This is a genomic window from Microbacterium aurugineum, from assembly GCF_023101205.1.
GTDB classification, from domain to species: Bacteria; Actinomycetota; Actinomycetes; order Actinomycetales; family Microbacteriaceae; genus Microbacterium; species Microbacterium aurugineum.
Genome location: NZ_CP078078.1, coordinates 3301785 through 3317114 on the forward strand (window position 1 = coordinate 3301785; position 15330 = coordinate 3317114).

15 protein-coding genes are annotated in these 15330 nt (G+C 69.2%); 3 read left to right on the plus strand and 12 right to left on the minus strand.

The features are described 5' to 3' along the window. Positions 1–18: 18 nt before the first annotated feature. A complete protein-coding gene (locus KV397_RS15855) occupies positions 19–591 on the minus strand; it encodes a TetR/AcrR family transcriptional regulator (RefSeq protein WP_131493047.1) in 573 nt (190 codons plus the stop codon). A gap of 69 nt (positions 592–660) precedes the next feature. Here KV397_RS15855 and KV397_RS15860 point away from each other — a divergent pair, with 69 nt between their 5' ends. The 3 genes from KV397_RS15860 (at position 661) to KV397_RS15870 (ending at position 4137) form a co-directional block, all read left to right on the plus strand. Beyond that, a complete protein-coding gene (locus KV397_RS15860) occupies positions 661–3207 on the plus strand; it encodes an MMPL family transporter (protein WP_261811707.1) in 2547 nt (848 codons plus the stop codon). Between the two features lie 104 nt (positions 3208–3311). Then, complete coding sequence (locus tag KV397_RS15865) at positions 3312–3662, plus strand: TraR/DksA family transcriptional regulator (protein ID WP_261811708.1); 351 nt, start codon at positions 3312–3314, stop codon at positions 3660–3662. A 37-nt stretch (positions 3663–3699) separates the two neighbouring features. Next, positions 3700–4137 (plus strand): VOC family protein, encoded by a 438-nt coding sequence (locus tag KV397_RS15870; RefSeq protein WP_131493042.1) that lies wholly within the window; start codon positions 3700–3702, stop codon positions 4135–4137. Positions 4138–4217: 80 nt separating this feature from the next. Here the strand turns inward: KV397_RS15870 and KV397_RS15875 are convergent, their stop codons facing one another. From KV397_RS15875 to KV397_RS15925, 11 genes are all read right to left on the minus strand, one after another. Beyond that, entirely contained in the window at positions 4218–4847 is a 630-nt protein-coding gene (locus KV397_RS15875; protein WP_261811709.1) for a TetR/AcrR family transcriptional regulator, read from the minus strand. Continuing rightward, entirely contained in the window at positions 4844–5611 is a 768-nt protein-coding gene (locus KV397_RS15880) for a tyrosine-protein phosphatase (protein ID WP_261811710.1), read from the minus strand. The genes KV397_RS15875 and KV397_RS15880 overlap by 4 nt, the downstream gene beginning before the upstream one ends. Then, the gene (gene phnE, locus KV397_RS15885) at positions 5608–6495 is read right to left on the minus strand and encodes a phosphonate ABC transporter, permease protein PhnE (RefSeq protein ID WP_261811711.1); all 888 of its coding nucleotides are present in this window, start codon (positions 6493–6495) and stop codon (positions 5608–5610) included. The genes KV397_RS15880 and phnE overlap by 4 nt, the downstream gene beginning before the upstream one ends. Beyond that, a complete protein-coding gene (locus tag KV397_RS15890; protein WP_261811712.1) occupies positions 6479–7375 on the minus strand; it encodes a phosphonate ABC transporter ATP-binding protein in 897 nt (298 codons plus the stop codon). Before KV397_RS15890 ends, phnE begins: the two co-directional genes overlap by 17 nt. Further along, positions 7372–8274, minus strand: a complete 903-nt coding sequence (gene phnD, locus KV397_RS15895; RefSeq protein WP_131493034.1) for a phosphate/phosphite/phosphonate ABC transporter substrate-binding protein — start codon at positions 8272–8274, stop codon at positions 7372–7374. Before phnD ends, KV397_RS15890 begins: the two co-directional genes overlap by 4 nt. Before the next feature lie 149 nt (positions 8275–8423). After that, on the minus strand, positions 8424–9509 hold the full coding sequence (locus tag KV397_RS15900; protein ID WP_261811713.1) for a tartrate dehydrogenase: 1086 nt from the start codon (positions 9507–9509) through the stop codon (positions 8424–8426). Between the two features lie 121 nt (positions 9510–9630). Then, entirely contained in the window at positions 9631–10656 is a 1026-nt protein-coding gene (locus KV397_RS15905; RefSeq protein ID WP_047523701.1) for an ABC transporter ATP-binding protein, read from the minus strand. Continuing rightward, positions 10653–11660, minus strand: a complete 1008-nt coding sequence (locus tag KV397_RS15910) for an ABC transporter ATP-binding protein (protein WP_248569914.1) — start codon at positions 11658–11660, stop codon at positions 10653–10655. The genes KV397_RS15905 and KV397_RS15910 overlap by 4 nt, the downstream gene beginning before the upstream one ends. Then, on the minus strand, positions 11657–12559 hold the full coding sequence (locus tag KV397_RS15915) for an ABC transporter permease (RefSeq protein WP_131492742.1): 903 nt from the start codon (positions 12557–12559) through the stop codon (positions 11657–11659). Before KV397_RS15915 ends, KV397_RS15910 begins: the two co-directional genes overlap by 4 nt. Further along, positions 12556–13521: an ABC transporter permease gene (locus KV397_RS15920; protein WP_261811714.1), complete on the minus strand. Its 966-nt coding sequence runs from the start codon at positions 13519–13521 to the stop codon at positions 12556–12558. The genes KV397_RS15915 and KV397_RS15920 overlap by 4 nt, the downstream gene beginning before the upstream one ends. Before the next feature lie 43 nt (positions 13522–13564). Continuing rightward, entirely contained in the window at positions 13565–15265 is a 1701-nt protein-coding gene (locus tag KV397_RS15925) for an ABC transporter substrate-binding protein (protein WP_261811715.1), read from the minus strand. Between the last annotated feature and the right edge of the window lie 65 nt (positions 15266–15330).

Below are 15330 nucleotides of genomic sequence, written 5' to 3' on the forward strand. Positions count from 1 at the left end.
GCACGACACACGCGCGACTCAGCGCGTGAAGAGGTACCGGATCAGCTCGATGATCCCGCCGGGTCCGTGGCTCTCGCGACCGAGCGACTCCACGATGATCGCCCCGAGGATCGCCCGACCGATCTGGGTGACGGGCGCGTCTTCCGGCAGCTCGCCGTCGCGGATCCCGCCGCGCAGACGCTCGGAGAGATGCTGCTCGACGCCGAGGCTTCCTCCGAGGTGAGCGCCGACCGCGGCATCCTCCGCGGCGGCGGCGACCAGCGACTGCAGCAACGCCTGACCCTGCGTCGTCTCGAGGATTCGGAAGACCGACTGCAGCCATGCCTCGACGTCGGCGAACAGGTCACCCGTGTCCGGCACGACGAAATCGACGGGGATGAGGCGCCCGTCGACCAGGCAGTCCGCGATCAGCGCACCCCGCGACGGCCACCAGCGATAGATGGTCTGCTTGCCCACCCCGGCTTCCTTGGCGATGCCCTCGATCGTGAGCCGGTCGTACCCCTGGGCGTGGAACAGGCGGGAGGTCGCGTCGAGGATCGCTTCGCGCGCCGCGGTGCTGCGCACGGGCCCGCTGCGATGCTCGTTGACCATGGACTCAGGATAGCCACAGATCCCTAGACGAGACGTGCCGTATGATCTTTGAGTCTGAAGGAGACCACTGTGGCATCACTGCTGTACCGTCTGGGTTCGTTCGCTGCGCGCAAGGCCTGGACGGTGATCGTCTCGTGGGTCGTGATCCTCGGCCTCGGCGTCGGTGCCTTCCTCACCCTCGGCGGCACGCTGAGCAACAGCTTCGACATCCCCGGCACCGCCTCCGGCGCCGTGACCGACGAGCTCGCCGACAAGCTCCCCGACACCGCCGGCGGCACGGGCACCGTCGTCTACCGGACCGAAGACGGATCGCCGTTCACCGACGAGCAGAAGCAGGAGATCTCCGACCTCGCCGTGAGCGCGGAGGACCTCGACGGCGTCGCCCGGGTGATCGACCCCTTCGACGCGCAGCAGCAGCAGGACGAGCAGGCGCAGAAGCTCGCCGACGGTCAGGCGCAGATCACCGACGGCCGCACGCAGCTGGATGCGGCCCAGACCCAGCTCGATGACGGCAGGGCTCAGCTCGAGGCCGGGATCGCGCAGCTCACCGCCGCCCGCGCCCAGGCGGAGCAGTCCGGAGCCGGCCCCGAGCAGCTGGCCGCCCTCGATGCGCAGCTGGCCGCGCTGAACGCACAGGCGGCCGAACTCGAGGCCCAGCAGGCGACTCTCGCGTCGAAGAGAATCGAACTGGACGAGAACTCCGATCAGGTCGAGCTGGGCACGACCCTCCTCGCCCTCTCGGACGGCATCGGCGTGGTCTCCGAAGACGGATCGACCGCCATCGTCAACATCTCCTTCGTCGACCCGCGTCTCGAGCTCTCCGAAGAGGTGAAGCAGGGCGCGATCGACCACTTCGAGTCCGCACCGATCGACGGCGTCGAGGTCGACTTCGGCACCGACATCGCACAGGGCGTCCCGGAGATCTTCGGCGTCGGAGAGGCTGTCGGTCTCGCGTTCGCCGCGATCGTCCTCATCGTGATGCTGGGCTCGCTCCTCGCCGCCGCTCTCCCGATCGTCACGGCCATCGTCGGTGTGGGCGTCGGCGTGACGGCATCCCTCGCGTTCTCGGGCGTGGTGAACATGGCCTCGGTGACGCCGGTCCTCGGTGTCATGCTCGGCCTCGCGGTGGGCATCGACTACTCCCTGTTCATCGTGAACCGACACCGCAAGCAGATGCTCGCCGGCGTCCCGGTGCGAGAGTCCATCGGTCTCGCGACGGGAACCTCCGGCACGGCCGTCGTCTTCGCCGGCACGACGGTGATCGTCGCCCTCCTCGCCCTCAACGTCACCGGCGTCCCCTTCCTCGGCCTCATGGGAACGGTCGGCGCGGTGTGCGTCGCGGTGGCCGTGCTCGTCGCGATCACCCTCGCCCCCGCCATCCTCGGCCTCGTCGGTCCGCGCCTGCTCAGCCGTCGCGCGCGCGGCACGATCGGCGAGGAGCACGCCGCGGGCAAGCCGGTGAAGCGCATGTCGACGCTCCGAGCCGTGGTCACCGCCGTCGTGAGTGTCGTCGCCCTGCTGATCATCGCGATCCCCGCAATGTCGATGCGACTCGGACTGCCGGACGGTTCGAGCGAGCCGAGCGACTCCACCAGCTACCGCGCCTTCCAGACCGTCGACGAACAGTTCGGCGCGGGCGCGAACGGCCCTCTGCTCGTCACCGCGACCCTGGACGACGCGGTCAGCGACGACGACCTGCTCGCCACGCAGGTCACGATCGCGCAGGCCATCGCCGACCAGGACGACGTGGTCGCCGTCGCACCGATCGCGACCTCCGACGACAACACCCTGCTCGCGTTCCAGGTCGTGCCGGAGGAGGGACCGAACAGCGCGTCGACCGAGACACTCGTGCAGGACCTGCGCTCGATGCCGGCGATCGACGACGGGATCACCCTCGGTGTGGCAGGTCAGGCCGCGATCAACATCGACATCTCGGAAGCCCTGGCGGGAGTCCTGCCTCTGTACCTCGTGGTCGTGGTCGGGCTCTCCCTGCTCATCATGATCGTGGTGTTCCGGTCGCTGCTCGTGCCGATCATCGCCACGGGCGGGTTCGTCCTCTCCCTGTTCGCGACCTACGGGCTGATCGTGGCCGTGTTCCAGTTCGGCTGGGGCGCCGAGATCATCGGGCTGCACAGCACCGGACCGATCCTGAGCTTCCTGCCCGTGATCCTCGTCGGCATCCTGTTCGGGCTGGCCATGGACTATCAGCTGTTCCTCGCTTCCGGCATGCGCGAGGCGTATGTGCACGGGGCCTCGGCGCGGGATGCCGTCGCCCAGGGCTTCCGCGCCGGCCGCTCGGTCGTGATCGCCGCCGCGCTCATCATGGTGTCGGTGTTCGGCGGGTTCATCTTCTCGGAGTCGACGATCATCCGCTCGATCGGATTCGGGTTGGCGTTCGGGGTGCTGCTCGACGCCTTCGTGGTGCGGATGCTGCTCATGCCCGCCCTCATGCACCTGCTCGGACGCTCGGCGTGGTGGCTGCCGCGATGGCTCGACCGCCTGCTGCCGAACGTCGACATGGAAGGTGCCGCGCTCGAACGCGACCACCCCGGCATGAAGGCGGTGGCCGTGCCGACCACGACCGACTCGGTACCGACGCGAACCCCGACGGTGTAGCTTCTCCCGCCGTTCGAATCGCGTGAATGGTTCGATCCCGGGGCCGTATCGAGCCCGTTGCGCGATTCGAGCCGAGGGCAGCCCCCGGTGCCTAGAGTGGTCGAATGACCGCCGACGCCCGTGATCGCCTGCTCGCACTGCGCGCTCGGGCCGAGGCGCGCGTGCAGGCCACCGCTGCGACGCTCGACGAGCTCACGCACGACCGTGAGGGCTCCAACGACGACGACGAGCACGACCCCGAGGGCGTCACCCTGTCGTCGGAGTGGTCGCGCCTGACCGGACTCGCCGAGGCCGCGGCATCCGAACTCCGGCAGGTCGAAGACGCGCTGGCCCGGGTGGATGCCGGAACCTACGGCCTCTGCGCGAACTGCGGACGCCCCATCCCCGCGGGCCGCCTCGAGGCACGGCCCTTCGCCGAGTACTGCGTCGCCTGCGCCGAGAAACTCGGAGGCTAGCCCTGACGTGCGCGGCGATCCCGAGTAGCATCCCGTCATGCCCATCACCCTCGAGAACGTCGGCATCGCGGTCCGCGACCTGGAAGCCACCATCTCCTTCTTCACCGACCTCGGTCTCACCGTGCTCGGCCGCGACGAAGTCAGCGGAGAGTGGGCGGCGACCGCCGTCGGGCTCGACGGCAACCACGCCAAGATCGCGGTACTGCAGACACCGGACGGACGCGGCCAGATCGAGCTTTTCGAGTACATCCATCCCGATGCGATCGAGACGGACCCGACGCTTCCGAACGAGATCGGGATGCACCGTATCGCGTTCTCCGTCGACGACATCGACGAGTCCCTCGCCATCGCCGCCCGCCACGGATTCCACCCGCTCCGCGGCGTCGCGACATATCAGGACCTCTACAAGCTCACGTACCTGCGCGGCCCGAGCGGCATCCTCGTGATGTTCGCGCAAGACCTCACGAAGAGCTGACCGCGGCCGTTGCGGGATCAAAACCGCACCGGCAACCCCCGGCGGAGGCGCGTTCTCGATCCCGCACCGAGGCGCTCACGTCAGGCAGCGACCATCCCGCGCCAGATCACCTCGATCGCGGCGCGCATCCGCTCGACCACCGCAGGATCGCTGACCCGGTCGCCGCGCACGACGAGCTGGTAGTACGCGACACCTGCGATGGCGTCGAAGCAGGCCTCCACATCGAGGTCGGCCCGCAGCTCGCCCCGCGCGATGCCCGTCCGTAGCGCGTTCTGCAGCGGTACCCGGCGCCGCGAGACATGCGACTGCCAATACGTTTTCTGCAGCGCACGATCGGCCATCACCAGACGGATGCGCTGCCGGAATCGCGCCTCGGAGTAGCCGGGGGCCGAGGGCGCCACACCGTCGGCCCCGAGCCCGAGCCCCGCGAGCAGGATCTCGTGCAGATCGGCATCGACCGGGTACTCCGGCGGCACCTCGCGCCCGACGTCGAGCGCGGCGGCGATCAGCAGCGTCAGAGAGGGCCAGCGTCGGTACAGCGCCGCCCGACTCACTCCGCTGCGGGCGACCACACGCGACACCGTGACCTCCTCGCCCGCATCGATGATCTCGAGCGTCGCCGTGACGATCTGCCCATCGATCTCCTCGTCACGCGGTCGACCGGGGCGGCGGCCGACCGCAGCCCCGGCTTTCCTCTCCAGGACGGTCACGTGGCCAGGGCCTTGGCACGGAGTCGGGCGATCGTGGCATCGGAGAGTCCCGCGGCGCGCAGCGGCGTCAGCGGGTCACCGTGCTGCGCGCGGAGGGTGTCCAGCAGACTGCGCATCGACACGTCCATCGAGCCCTCCAACAACGACGACGACTTCTCGAGGGCATCGGCGTCGAAGCCGAGTGCCTTCCACATCGCCCCCATCACCGGGGCCGTGCGCGCCATGATTGCGACCATGTTGTCGCCGGTGCGCGCGTAGTCCGCGACGATGTCGTCGTCGGCCGCGCCGAGCACGAGCAGCAGCATGGCCGCGAGCACACCGGTGCGGTCTCGGCCGGCGGCGCAGTGGAAGGCGACCGCACCGGGCGTGTGCGCGATCACGGTGAGCGCGATCACCAGCTGGGGCGCCGCGCTCTCGGCCATGCGCTGATACATGAGTCCCATCGCCTCGTCCGTGAGCGCCGGCTGCTCGCGATCCATCGTCTCCCCGACGTCCGCGATGAGCGGCAGGTGGTGGTACGCGACCGGATGCGCGCCGAGCGGGCCACGGCCGGTGAGGGAAGCCTCCCGCGGCGAGCGCAGATCGATGATCGCGGTGAGCCCACGATCGATGAGCTGGTCCGCGGCCTGCGGGGTCACGTAGGCGAGGTCGTCGGCGCGGATGGCGACCCCCTCACGGAGCACACCGCCGTCGATCGCGATGCCTCCGAGATCGCGCAGGTTGACCGGGGCGCTGAGGACGAGGTCGGTGTCGATGAGGGTCATGTGATTCTCCTTCGGATGAGGGCGCTGCCCTGGTCGATCACCGTGACGAGCACGATGATGCAGATGATGATGGCGCTGAGGTGGCCGTAGTCGTACATGCGCATGGCCGTGGTCAGTTCGAGTCCGATGCCTCCGGCGCCGACGAGTCCGAGGATGGTCGCGCCGCGCACGTTCCCCTCGAACAGCAGCAGCGTGTAGGAGGTGAGCAGGGGCGCGGCCTGCGGCAGGACGCCGTACTGGATGACCTGCCGCTTCGAGGCGCCGACCGCTTCCATGGCGACCACCGGTCCGCGGTCGACCTGCTCCATCGCCTCGGCGAAGATCTTGCCGATCGACCCGATGGAACCGAGCGTCATGGCCAGGATTCCCGCGAACGGACCCAGCCCGACAGCCGAGACGAACATGAGCGCGAACACCAGGTCGGGGACCGAGCGGATGATGTTCATCACCCAGCGTGTGGGGTAGTACAGCCACCTGGGCGCGAGGGTCGACGTGGCTCCGAACGCGATGATCAGCGAGAGGACCGCACCGAGGACCGTGCCGACCACGGCCATCTGGAACGTCTCCAGCAGGAGGGCGAGGATGGTGCCGATCTTCGAGAAGTCAGGCGGGAACAGGCGCGACAGGAACTCGCCCATGTTGACCGCGCCCTCACCGAGTTTCACGAAGTTGAACTGGGCGCCGTTGAACGACCAGATCAGCAGCAGGACGGCGACCGGCAGCCCGATCAGGAAGCGGGCGCGCGGCACCCGGAACGCCGCTTCGAGGCGGGCGCGCTCCGCCGGGTCGAGGTGCGGACGGTCGGTCCGGTCGGTGCGGTCGGTGCGGTCGGTGCGGTCGGTGCGGGGTGTACCGGGTGTGCGGGGCTCAGTGGTCGTCGTCATCGCCGTGCTCCTCGTCGTCGTACAGGGCTTCCAACGCCGCGGCATCCAGCCCCGAGGTCGCCCCGGACACGAGCATCTCGCCGTGGCGCAGTCCCACGATCCGGTCGCTGTGCGCGAGGGCGAGGGGCAGCACGTGCAGGCTGACCAGCACCGGGATGCCGTCCTGCGTCGCGATCTCCCGCAGCAGGTCGAGCACCGAGCCGGCGAGCCGGGGGTCGAGCGAGGCGACCGGTTCATCGGCCAGGATCACCGTGGGCTGCTGCATGAGCGCTCGGGCGATCGCGACGCGCTGCTGTTGCCCGCCCGAGAGCGAGCGCGCGGGAGCGGATGCCTTGTGGGCGATGCCGACCCGATCGAGGAGTTCGAGCGCCCGTCGGCGATGGGCCCCGGTGAAACCGCCGGCGAGGTTGATCGGTCCCGCGCCGTGCAGTGCCCCCGTGAGCACGTTCGTCATCACGCTGAGCCGCGGGATCAGGTTGAACTGCTGGAACACCTGGCCGACCCCCGAGCGGAGGGTGCGCAGTTCGCCGCGACCGAGGTTCGTGACGTCATGGCCCGCGACCCGCACTGTGCCGGCCGAAATCGGGGCGAACCCGGTGAGGCTGCGCATGAGTGTCGACTTGCCCGAACCCGACGCACCGAGCAGGGCGACCATCTCGCCGGGGAACAGGTCGAGGTCGACTCCGCGGAGCACCGTCGTCGTGTCATACGCGACTCGCAGGCCGCGCACCGTGACGACGGGCCCTTCGGCGCGGGCGTCGGTGCCGAAACGCAGATCAGTTGCGCGCGCCTGGGCGTGTCGATCCGCAACACGCCCGTCGGCGGCGGAACCCTCTCCGTGTGTGCCGCGCACCCGCGCGGCCGGGGCGGCCACCGTCACTTCAGGTCCTCGAGCTCGACACCCGCAACCGCGGCGATCTCGGCGAACGAGGTGAAGGCGGAGGCCTTCGGGTCGACGGTCTGCGGGGCGGCGGCGAAAGCCCCGTACGCGCCCAGACGCTCGGCGTTGGCGGGCGAGAACACCTCGGCGATGCCGTCCTGGATGACCTTGCGCGTCTCGGCGTCCAGGGACGGACGACCCAGAACGGCTCCCTGGATGTCCATCGCAGGGCTCTCGCCGACCGCGCGCCACTCGCCATCCGCGAAGGGGAACATCGGCGCACCGAGTTCGGTGAGCATGATGGCGGTGCACGCGGCATCCACCTGCCCCTGCTCGAGTGCGGCGAAGCTGCCCTCATGTCCGCCCGCGAAGATCGCCTCGTAGTCGGTGCCCTGCTCGAGTCCCGCTTCGTGCAGCATGTACACGGGCATGAAGTAGCCGGAGCTGGAGGCCTGGTCGGCGAAGGCGACGGTCGCACCCTCGAGATCCTCGACGGTCTGGATGGGCGAGTCCTCCCGCACCACGCAGGTCGAGACCGGCTTGCCGTCGCCCTCGAACGCGACCAGCGCATCCACCTCACCCGTGTTCACGGCGAGTGCGGACGGGAAACCGCTCATGATGCCGATGTCGACGTGGTCGGCGCGGATGGCCTCGACGACGCTGAGGTAGTCGGGCACATCGGTGATCTCGACCGTGCGACCGGTGGCCTCTTCCAGCAGCTCGGCGAACACCTCGATCGGGTTCTCGGCGGTGGGGTCGTCTCCGACCGGGATCGTGGCGATCGTGAGAGGGGCGTCGGGATCGGCGGGTGCGGCCTCGGCGGTCGAGCCCTGGCAGGCGGTGAGGGTGAGGGCGGCCACGCCCAGGAGGCCGACGACGGGCAGGGTGAAGCGGCGCATGATGACCTTTCGGGAGGGAGATGCCTCGGAATTCCGAGAACATCGGTATTCCAACTCCCGAAGGTGACGGGCAATTACGAGACCGCCGTACTCCGAAAGGAACGATTCGTGAACGGCTGGTGTCGGCCGGTCGGCGTGCAGCGATCCGCTCAGACGGTGGCGACGGCCTCCGCGATCGCCGCACCCAAGTCCGTCGTCGTGGCCGTGCCGCCGAGGTCCGGCGTGAACGGCGCCGCATCCGCGCCACGAGCCAGCACGTCTTCGATCCCGGCGAGCACGGCGGCTCCGGCCTCCGGATATCCGAGGTGGTCGAGCATCATCGCGCCGCACCAGATCTGGCCGATCGGGTTGGCGATGCCCTGGCCCGCGATGTCGGGCGCGGAGCCGTGCACCGGTTCGAAGAGGCTGGGGAAGACCCCTTCGGGGTTGATGTTGGCGCTCGGGGCGATGCCGATCGTGCCGGTGCAGGCGGGTCCGAGGTCGGACAGGATGTCGCCGAAGAGGTTGCTGGCCACGACCACGTCGAACCAGTCGGGGTGCAGCACGAAGTTCGCGGTGAGGATGTCGATGTGGAACTGGTCGCGGCGCACGTCGGGGTAGTCGGCACCCACCGCGGCCACCCGCTCGTCCCAGTACGGCATCGAGATCGAGATGCCGTTGCTCTTGGTCGCCGAGGTCAGGTGCTTCGCCTCGCGGCGCTGCGCCAGGTCGTACGCGTAGCGCAGCACCCGGTCGACGCCGGTGCGGGTCATCACGGTCTCCTGCAGCACGAACTCACGGTCGGCGCCCTCGAACATGCGTCCGCCGATCGAGGAGTACTCGCCCTCGGTGTTCTCGCGCACGACGTAGAAGTCGATGTCTCCGGGGGCGCGTCCGGCGAGCGGGGAGACCACCCCGGGCATGAGCCGGACCGGGCGCAGGTTCACGTACTGGTCGAACGCCCGGCGGAACTGGATCAGGCTCCCCCACAGGGACACATGGTCGGGCACCACATCGGGCCAGCCGACCGCGCCGAAGAAGATCGCGTCGAATTCGCGCAGAGTCTCGAACCAGTCGTCCGGCAGCATCTGCCCGTGCTGTTGCCAGTACGCGGCACTCGCGAAGTCGAACTCCTCGAACTCGAGGGCGATGTCGAAGCGGGCGGCCGCGGTTCGCAGCACCCGCAGCCCCTCGGGCATGACCTCGGGGCCGATGCCGTCTCCGGCGATCACGGCGATGCGGTGCGTGGTCGTCATGGGTGGTTCCTTCCGGGACATCCCCTCTGCTCCGGTCGCGATATGTCACCTGATTCGGTCTTTTCGGGTGACATATCGCGACCGGAACACACGGGGGTGGAGATGAGAGGTGGGGGCGGGGTCAGAGGACGTCGCGCTCGGCGGGGTGGTGGCAGGCGACGCGATGCGTGCTGCCGGGGGCGACGAGTGCGGGCTCCACGAGCGGCGGCACGACCTCGGCGCAGATCTCGGTGGCCTTCCAGCAGCGGGTGCGGAAGCGGCATCCGCTCGGCGGCGACACCGGGCTCGGCACGTCACCGGTGAGCACGATGCGCTCGCGTGCCCGCTCGGCTCGGGGATCGGGCACCGGGATGGCCGACAGCAGCGCCTGCGTGTACGGATGCAGCGGCCGCTCGTACAGCTCGTCGACGGGTCCTTCCTCGACGAGTCGGCCGAGGTACATGACCCCGACCCGGTCGCTCAGGTGCCGCACCACGGAGAGGTCGTGCGCGATGAAGAGGTACGTGAGCCCGAGGTCGCGCTGCAGATCGTCGAGCAGGTTGAGCACGCCCGCCTGCACGCTGACGTCGAGCGCACTGACCGGCTCGTCGAGCACGATCACCTCGGGTTCCACGGCGAGCGCCCTGGCGATGCCGATCCGCTGCCGCTGTCCGCCCGAGAACTCATGGGGGAAGCGGTCGGCGTGCGCGGGATCGAGCCCGACCTGCGCGAGGAGTTCTTCGACGCGGCGGTCGTGGTCCCCACGGTGCAGCCCGTGGATCACGAGCGGTTCGGTGAGGGTCGCCCGCACCGACTTGCGCGGGTTCAGCGAGGCGTACGGGTCTTGGAACACGAACTGCACGCGGCGACGCAGGGCCCGCAGGCGCGTCCCCTCGACCCGGGTGATGTCGTCCTCGCCGAGACGGATCGACCCGCCGTCGCTGGACTGCAGACGGGCGACGCTGCGTCCGAGGGAAGACTTGCCGCATCCGGACTCGCCCACGAGCCCGAAGGTCTGCCCGCCCTCGATCGACAGACTCACCTCCGACACGGCCTGCACCACGTCACGGGTCCGACCGAACAGGCCACCGCCGACGCGGTACTCCTTGACGAGGTCCTGCACGGTGAGGCCCGCGCTGCGGACCGGGACGCTGAGGGGCGCGCTCATGAGACGATCTCCTTCTGCCACTCGCCGACCCGCACGCAGGCGGCCGTGTGCTCTTCACCGACCGCGACCGGTTCAGGAACGGCCACGTCGCAGAGGCCGACCACCGCGTGGGCGCACCGCGGCGCGAAGCGGCATCCGGCGGGCCAGGCCGTCGCCACGGGGGGCTGCCCGGCGATCTGATACAGCCGTTCGTCCCGCGACGCCCGCCGGTCGATGCGCGGCAGCGAGGCGAGCAGTCCCGCGGTGTACGGGTGTGCGGTCTCGTAGAACAGCGGGTCGACGTCGGCCGTCTCGACCAGCCCGCCCGCGTACATCACGAGCACGCGGTCGGCGGTGCCGGCGACGACCCCGAGGTCGTGCGTGATGAGCAGCACCGTGGTGCCGGTCCGGCGCTGGACCTCGCGCAGCACCTCGAGCACCTGCGCCTGCACCGTCACATCGAGCGCGGTCGTGGGCTCGTCGGCGATCAGCAGGTCGGGTTCGTTCGCGATGCTCATCGCGATCATGACGCGCTGCCGCATGCCTCCGGAGAACTCGTGCGGATAGCGGTCGACGCGCAGGTCGGGCGAGGGGATGCCGACCAGGTCGAGCAGCTCGACCGCCCTGGTCCTGCGCTCGGCCGCCGTCGACTCCGGCCGGTGCACGCGCACGGCCTCGATCAGCTGGTCCCCGACGCGCATGACGGGGTTGAGCGCGGTCAGGGCGTCCTGGAACACGATCGCGATGTCGTTGCCGCGGATCTCCCTGAGCTCCTCATCCGAGAGCCCGACGAGCTCCTGTCCGCGGAAACGGATCGACCCGGTGACGACGGCCTTCTTCGGCAGCAGGCCCATGATCGCCATCGCGGTCATCGACTTGCCTGAGCCCGACTCCCCCACGATGCCGACCGTTTCGCCCTCGTGCAGCACGAAGGAGACTCCTTCGACCGCTTTGGCGAGCCCGGCATCGGTCGGGAAGCTGATCGACACGTCCTCGACCGCGAGGAGCACCTCCCGCCCGCTCACAGGTTCTTCCCCTGCGGGTCGAGCGCATCGCGCAGTCCGTCGCCGATGAAGTTCACGCACAGCACCGTCACGAGGATGAACAGTCCGGGGAAGTACAGCAGGTACACCTGGGGGGTTCCGACGTAGCCGGCGGCCTGGCTCAGCATCGAACCCCAGCTGGTCTGCGGCGGCTGCACCCCGAAGCCGAGGAAGCTGAGCGTCGACTCGGCGATGATCGAGGAGGCCACGGCCAGACTCATCGCGACGGCGATCACGCCCGCGAGGTTCGGAAGCAGGTGCGAGATGACGATGCGCGGGCCCGACGCGCCGATGCCCCTGGCCGCGTCGATGAAGTCCTTCTCCCGCAGCGAGAGCACCTGCGCGCGGACGACGCGGGCGATGTACGTCCACCCCAGCGCCGTGAGCGCGAACACGATCGTCGTGGGTGACGGCCCGAGTCCCTGCAGGATCACAGCGAGCAGCGCGATCGCCGGGACGATCAGGAACAGGTCGGTGATGCGCATGAGCAGTTCGCCGATCCAGCCGCCGACGTAGCCGGCGATCGCCCCGACCGCCGTGCCGACGAGCGTGGCGAGCAACGCGACCGCCAGCCCGATCGCGAGGGACACCTGACCGGCGAAGAGGATCTCACTGAAGTAGTCGCGCCCGAGCTCGTCGGTTCCGAGCCAGTGCTCCGCCGACGGCGGCGTGGGTCCGAGCAGCAGGTCCTGCTGTCCCTGCGCATACGGCGCGATCAGACCGGCGCCGAAGCACGCGATCACCAGGACCACGAGGACCACCAGGCTCACGACGCCGAGCCGGTGCCGCAGGAAGCCCTTCAGCAGCTGGCGGGTGGGAGCCTTCTGGGGGTCCTGCTCGGTGAGCAGCTCCTCGCTCCCGGCGATGCCTGCACCACTCATGACAGCCTCACTCTCGGGTCGAGCACCGCGTAGGCGATGTCGGCGATCAGGTTGCTGAGGACCACCGCGACCGCGACCACGAGCATCCACGGCAGCAGCACGAACACGTCACCGGCGACCCGGGACTGCAGGAACAGCCGCCCCATGCCGGGGATCGCGAAGATCTGCTCGGTCACGACGAGTCCGCCGATCAGGATCGCGGCATCCAGCGCCACGACCGTCACGAACGGCGCGAGGGAGTTGCGCACCGCATGCCGCCAGATGACCTGTCGTCGCGGGACGCCCTTGGCTCGTGCGGTGCGCACGTAGTCGCTCGACAGCGCATCGAGCATGGCCGCGCGCCCGAACCGGCTCCACGACGCGACGAGCGCGATCATCAGCGCGGCGACCGGCAGCACCAGATGGCGGATGTAGTCGAGCGCTCCGGTCTGCCCCGGGGAGTGCAACCCGATGAAGAACAGGGGCGGCTCGCTGAGCCCGAACTGCTCCTTCGGCCACACCGCGAAGGTCTGGATGAGGATCAGCCCGAACCAGAACGCCGGCATCGCGATACCGATGTACGAGGCCCCGGTGAGCAGGTTGTCGCCGAGCGAGTACTGTCGCACGGCCGAATAGACGCTCACGCCTCCGGCGATCAGCACGGCCACGACGAGCCCCCAGAACGCGAGCTGGAGCGTCGGCCACAACGCTTCGCCGATCAAGGGCAGCACGGGAGTGCCGGTGCGGGTGCTCACCCCCCAGTCGCCCGTCACCATCGCACGCAGCCAGAGGAAGTACTGCTCGGGGATGGAACGGTCGAGCCCCAACCGCTCGATCTCCCGGGCGATCGCCGTCGGATCCTGCGCCTGCCGGAGCTTCGCGAGCGGATCGAACGTCGAGCGCACGGCCCAGAACAGGATGAACGAGGCGACGAGGATCACCGGCACCGAGTACAGCACTCGCCGTGTGATGAAGGTGATCACGTCGTCGCCCCGTCCCTGTCCTGGCTCTCGAACCCGGTCGGCGTCAGCCGGCCAGACCCCATTCGGCGAGGTTCCAGAACGGACCCTCGACCGGGTTGATCTGCAGGGGGCCGCCGACCGTCTCGCTCCACAGCAGCACGTTCGGCACCGTGTCCAGCGGCAGCGACGGCACGTTCTCCGCGATCAACGCGTCCCCCTCGTGCGACGCCGCGATGCGGGCATCCGTGTCGATCTCGCTGTCGACCTGGCCGAGCAGGTCGTCGAGACCCGGGATGTCGACGCGGTAGAAGTTGATGCCGGAGTAGCCGTTCGCCTCACTCGGGATGTTGACCGAGGAGAACGTCGAGCTGAGCGTGGGGTCCGGGAACGTGTCCACGAGAGCCCACAGGCCGGCCTGGAAGTCGCCCTGCGGCGCGGTCGTGCCGAACAGGTCGGCGGGCGTCACCTGATCGATCGTCATCTCGAAGCCGGCGTCGGCGAGCTGCGACTGCAGCACCTGCACGGTGAGGTCGCGGCGCTTGTTGCCGGCGAGGGTCTTGACCGCGAAGGTGGCCGTCTCGCCGTCCTTCGCCCACACGTCGTCGGAGTTCTTCGACCAGCCGTCGCCTTCCATCAGCTCGTCGACCTTGTCGAGGTCGAGCGTGTACCGCGAGAAGTCGTCGGCGGCGAACGGCGCGACCATCGGGGAGTTGAAGCTCTGTTGGGCTTCCTCGATGCCGAGGCTTCCGAACAGGCGCTTCACGATCGCGTCGCGGTCGATCGAGTACGCGAGCGCCTGACGCACCGCGACCGAGTCGAAGGGGGCGGCGGCGTTGTTCAGCCAGATCGCCTCGAGGTTGCCGCTGCGCGCATCGACCTGGGACCGGATGCCGGGCAGCCCCGCCTCGATCTGAGTGAGCGCGTCGAGCTGCGGCGAGGGGTAGAGCGCGCTGACCTGACCGCTCTTGAGCGCCTGGAACGCCGCGGTGGTGTCGGGCAGGAACAGGAAGGTCACCCTGTCGAGGTGCGGCTTCTCACCCCAGTAGTTCTCGTTCGGCACGAGGGTGACCGAGGTGCCGCGGGTCCACTTCTCGATCTTCCAGGGGCCGCCGCTGAAGTCGTAGCCGTCGGTCATGAGCGCGGCGCGGTCCTGCCCTTCGAGCAGGTGCGACGGCATGATGCCGTAGACGCTGAACAGTGTGCGCCATCCGGCATACGCGGAGTCGAGCGTGACGACCGCGGTCTGCGGATCGCTCGTGTCGACGGCGGTGATGCGGTCGTAGCCGGTCTTGTCGAAGATGTCGTCGCCGTCACGGATCTGCAGCGCGGTGTAGGCGAAGTCTGCCGAGGTGATGGGCTCGCCGTCCGACCACACCGCTTCGGGGTTGATCGAGTAGGTGATGGTCTGCGTGCCGTCGGCAGCGACCTCGGCCACCGGCTCCTCGGTGACGAGGTCGGAGGGGACGGGCACCCATTCCTCATCGACCTGGCGGGTGTGGAAGACGGCGGGCATGGTCGGCACCTGCATGACGTAGGTGCCCCAGATCGACCCGGCGCACGTAGCGATCCAGTCGGTGCAGTCGGGCTCCTGCTCGGCGCCGATCACGAGCTCGCCACCGTCGACGACGGCGACCTCGCTGGGTTCGGGCGTCGCGGACGACGGTGCGCAGGCGGCGAGGGAACCGACCAGCGCGGTGACGGTCAGCGCGGCGATGAGCACGCGGCGGGATGCGGGTACAGCGGTGCGAAGCAGTGATTTCGACATGGACGGATCTCCAGTGATCGTGCGACTGAGGGACAGTGCGAACGTGCTGTCGTGCGGGTATTGGT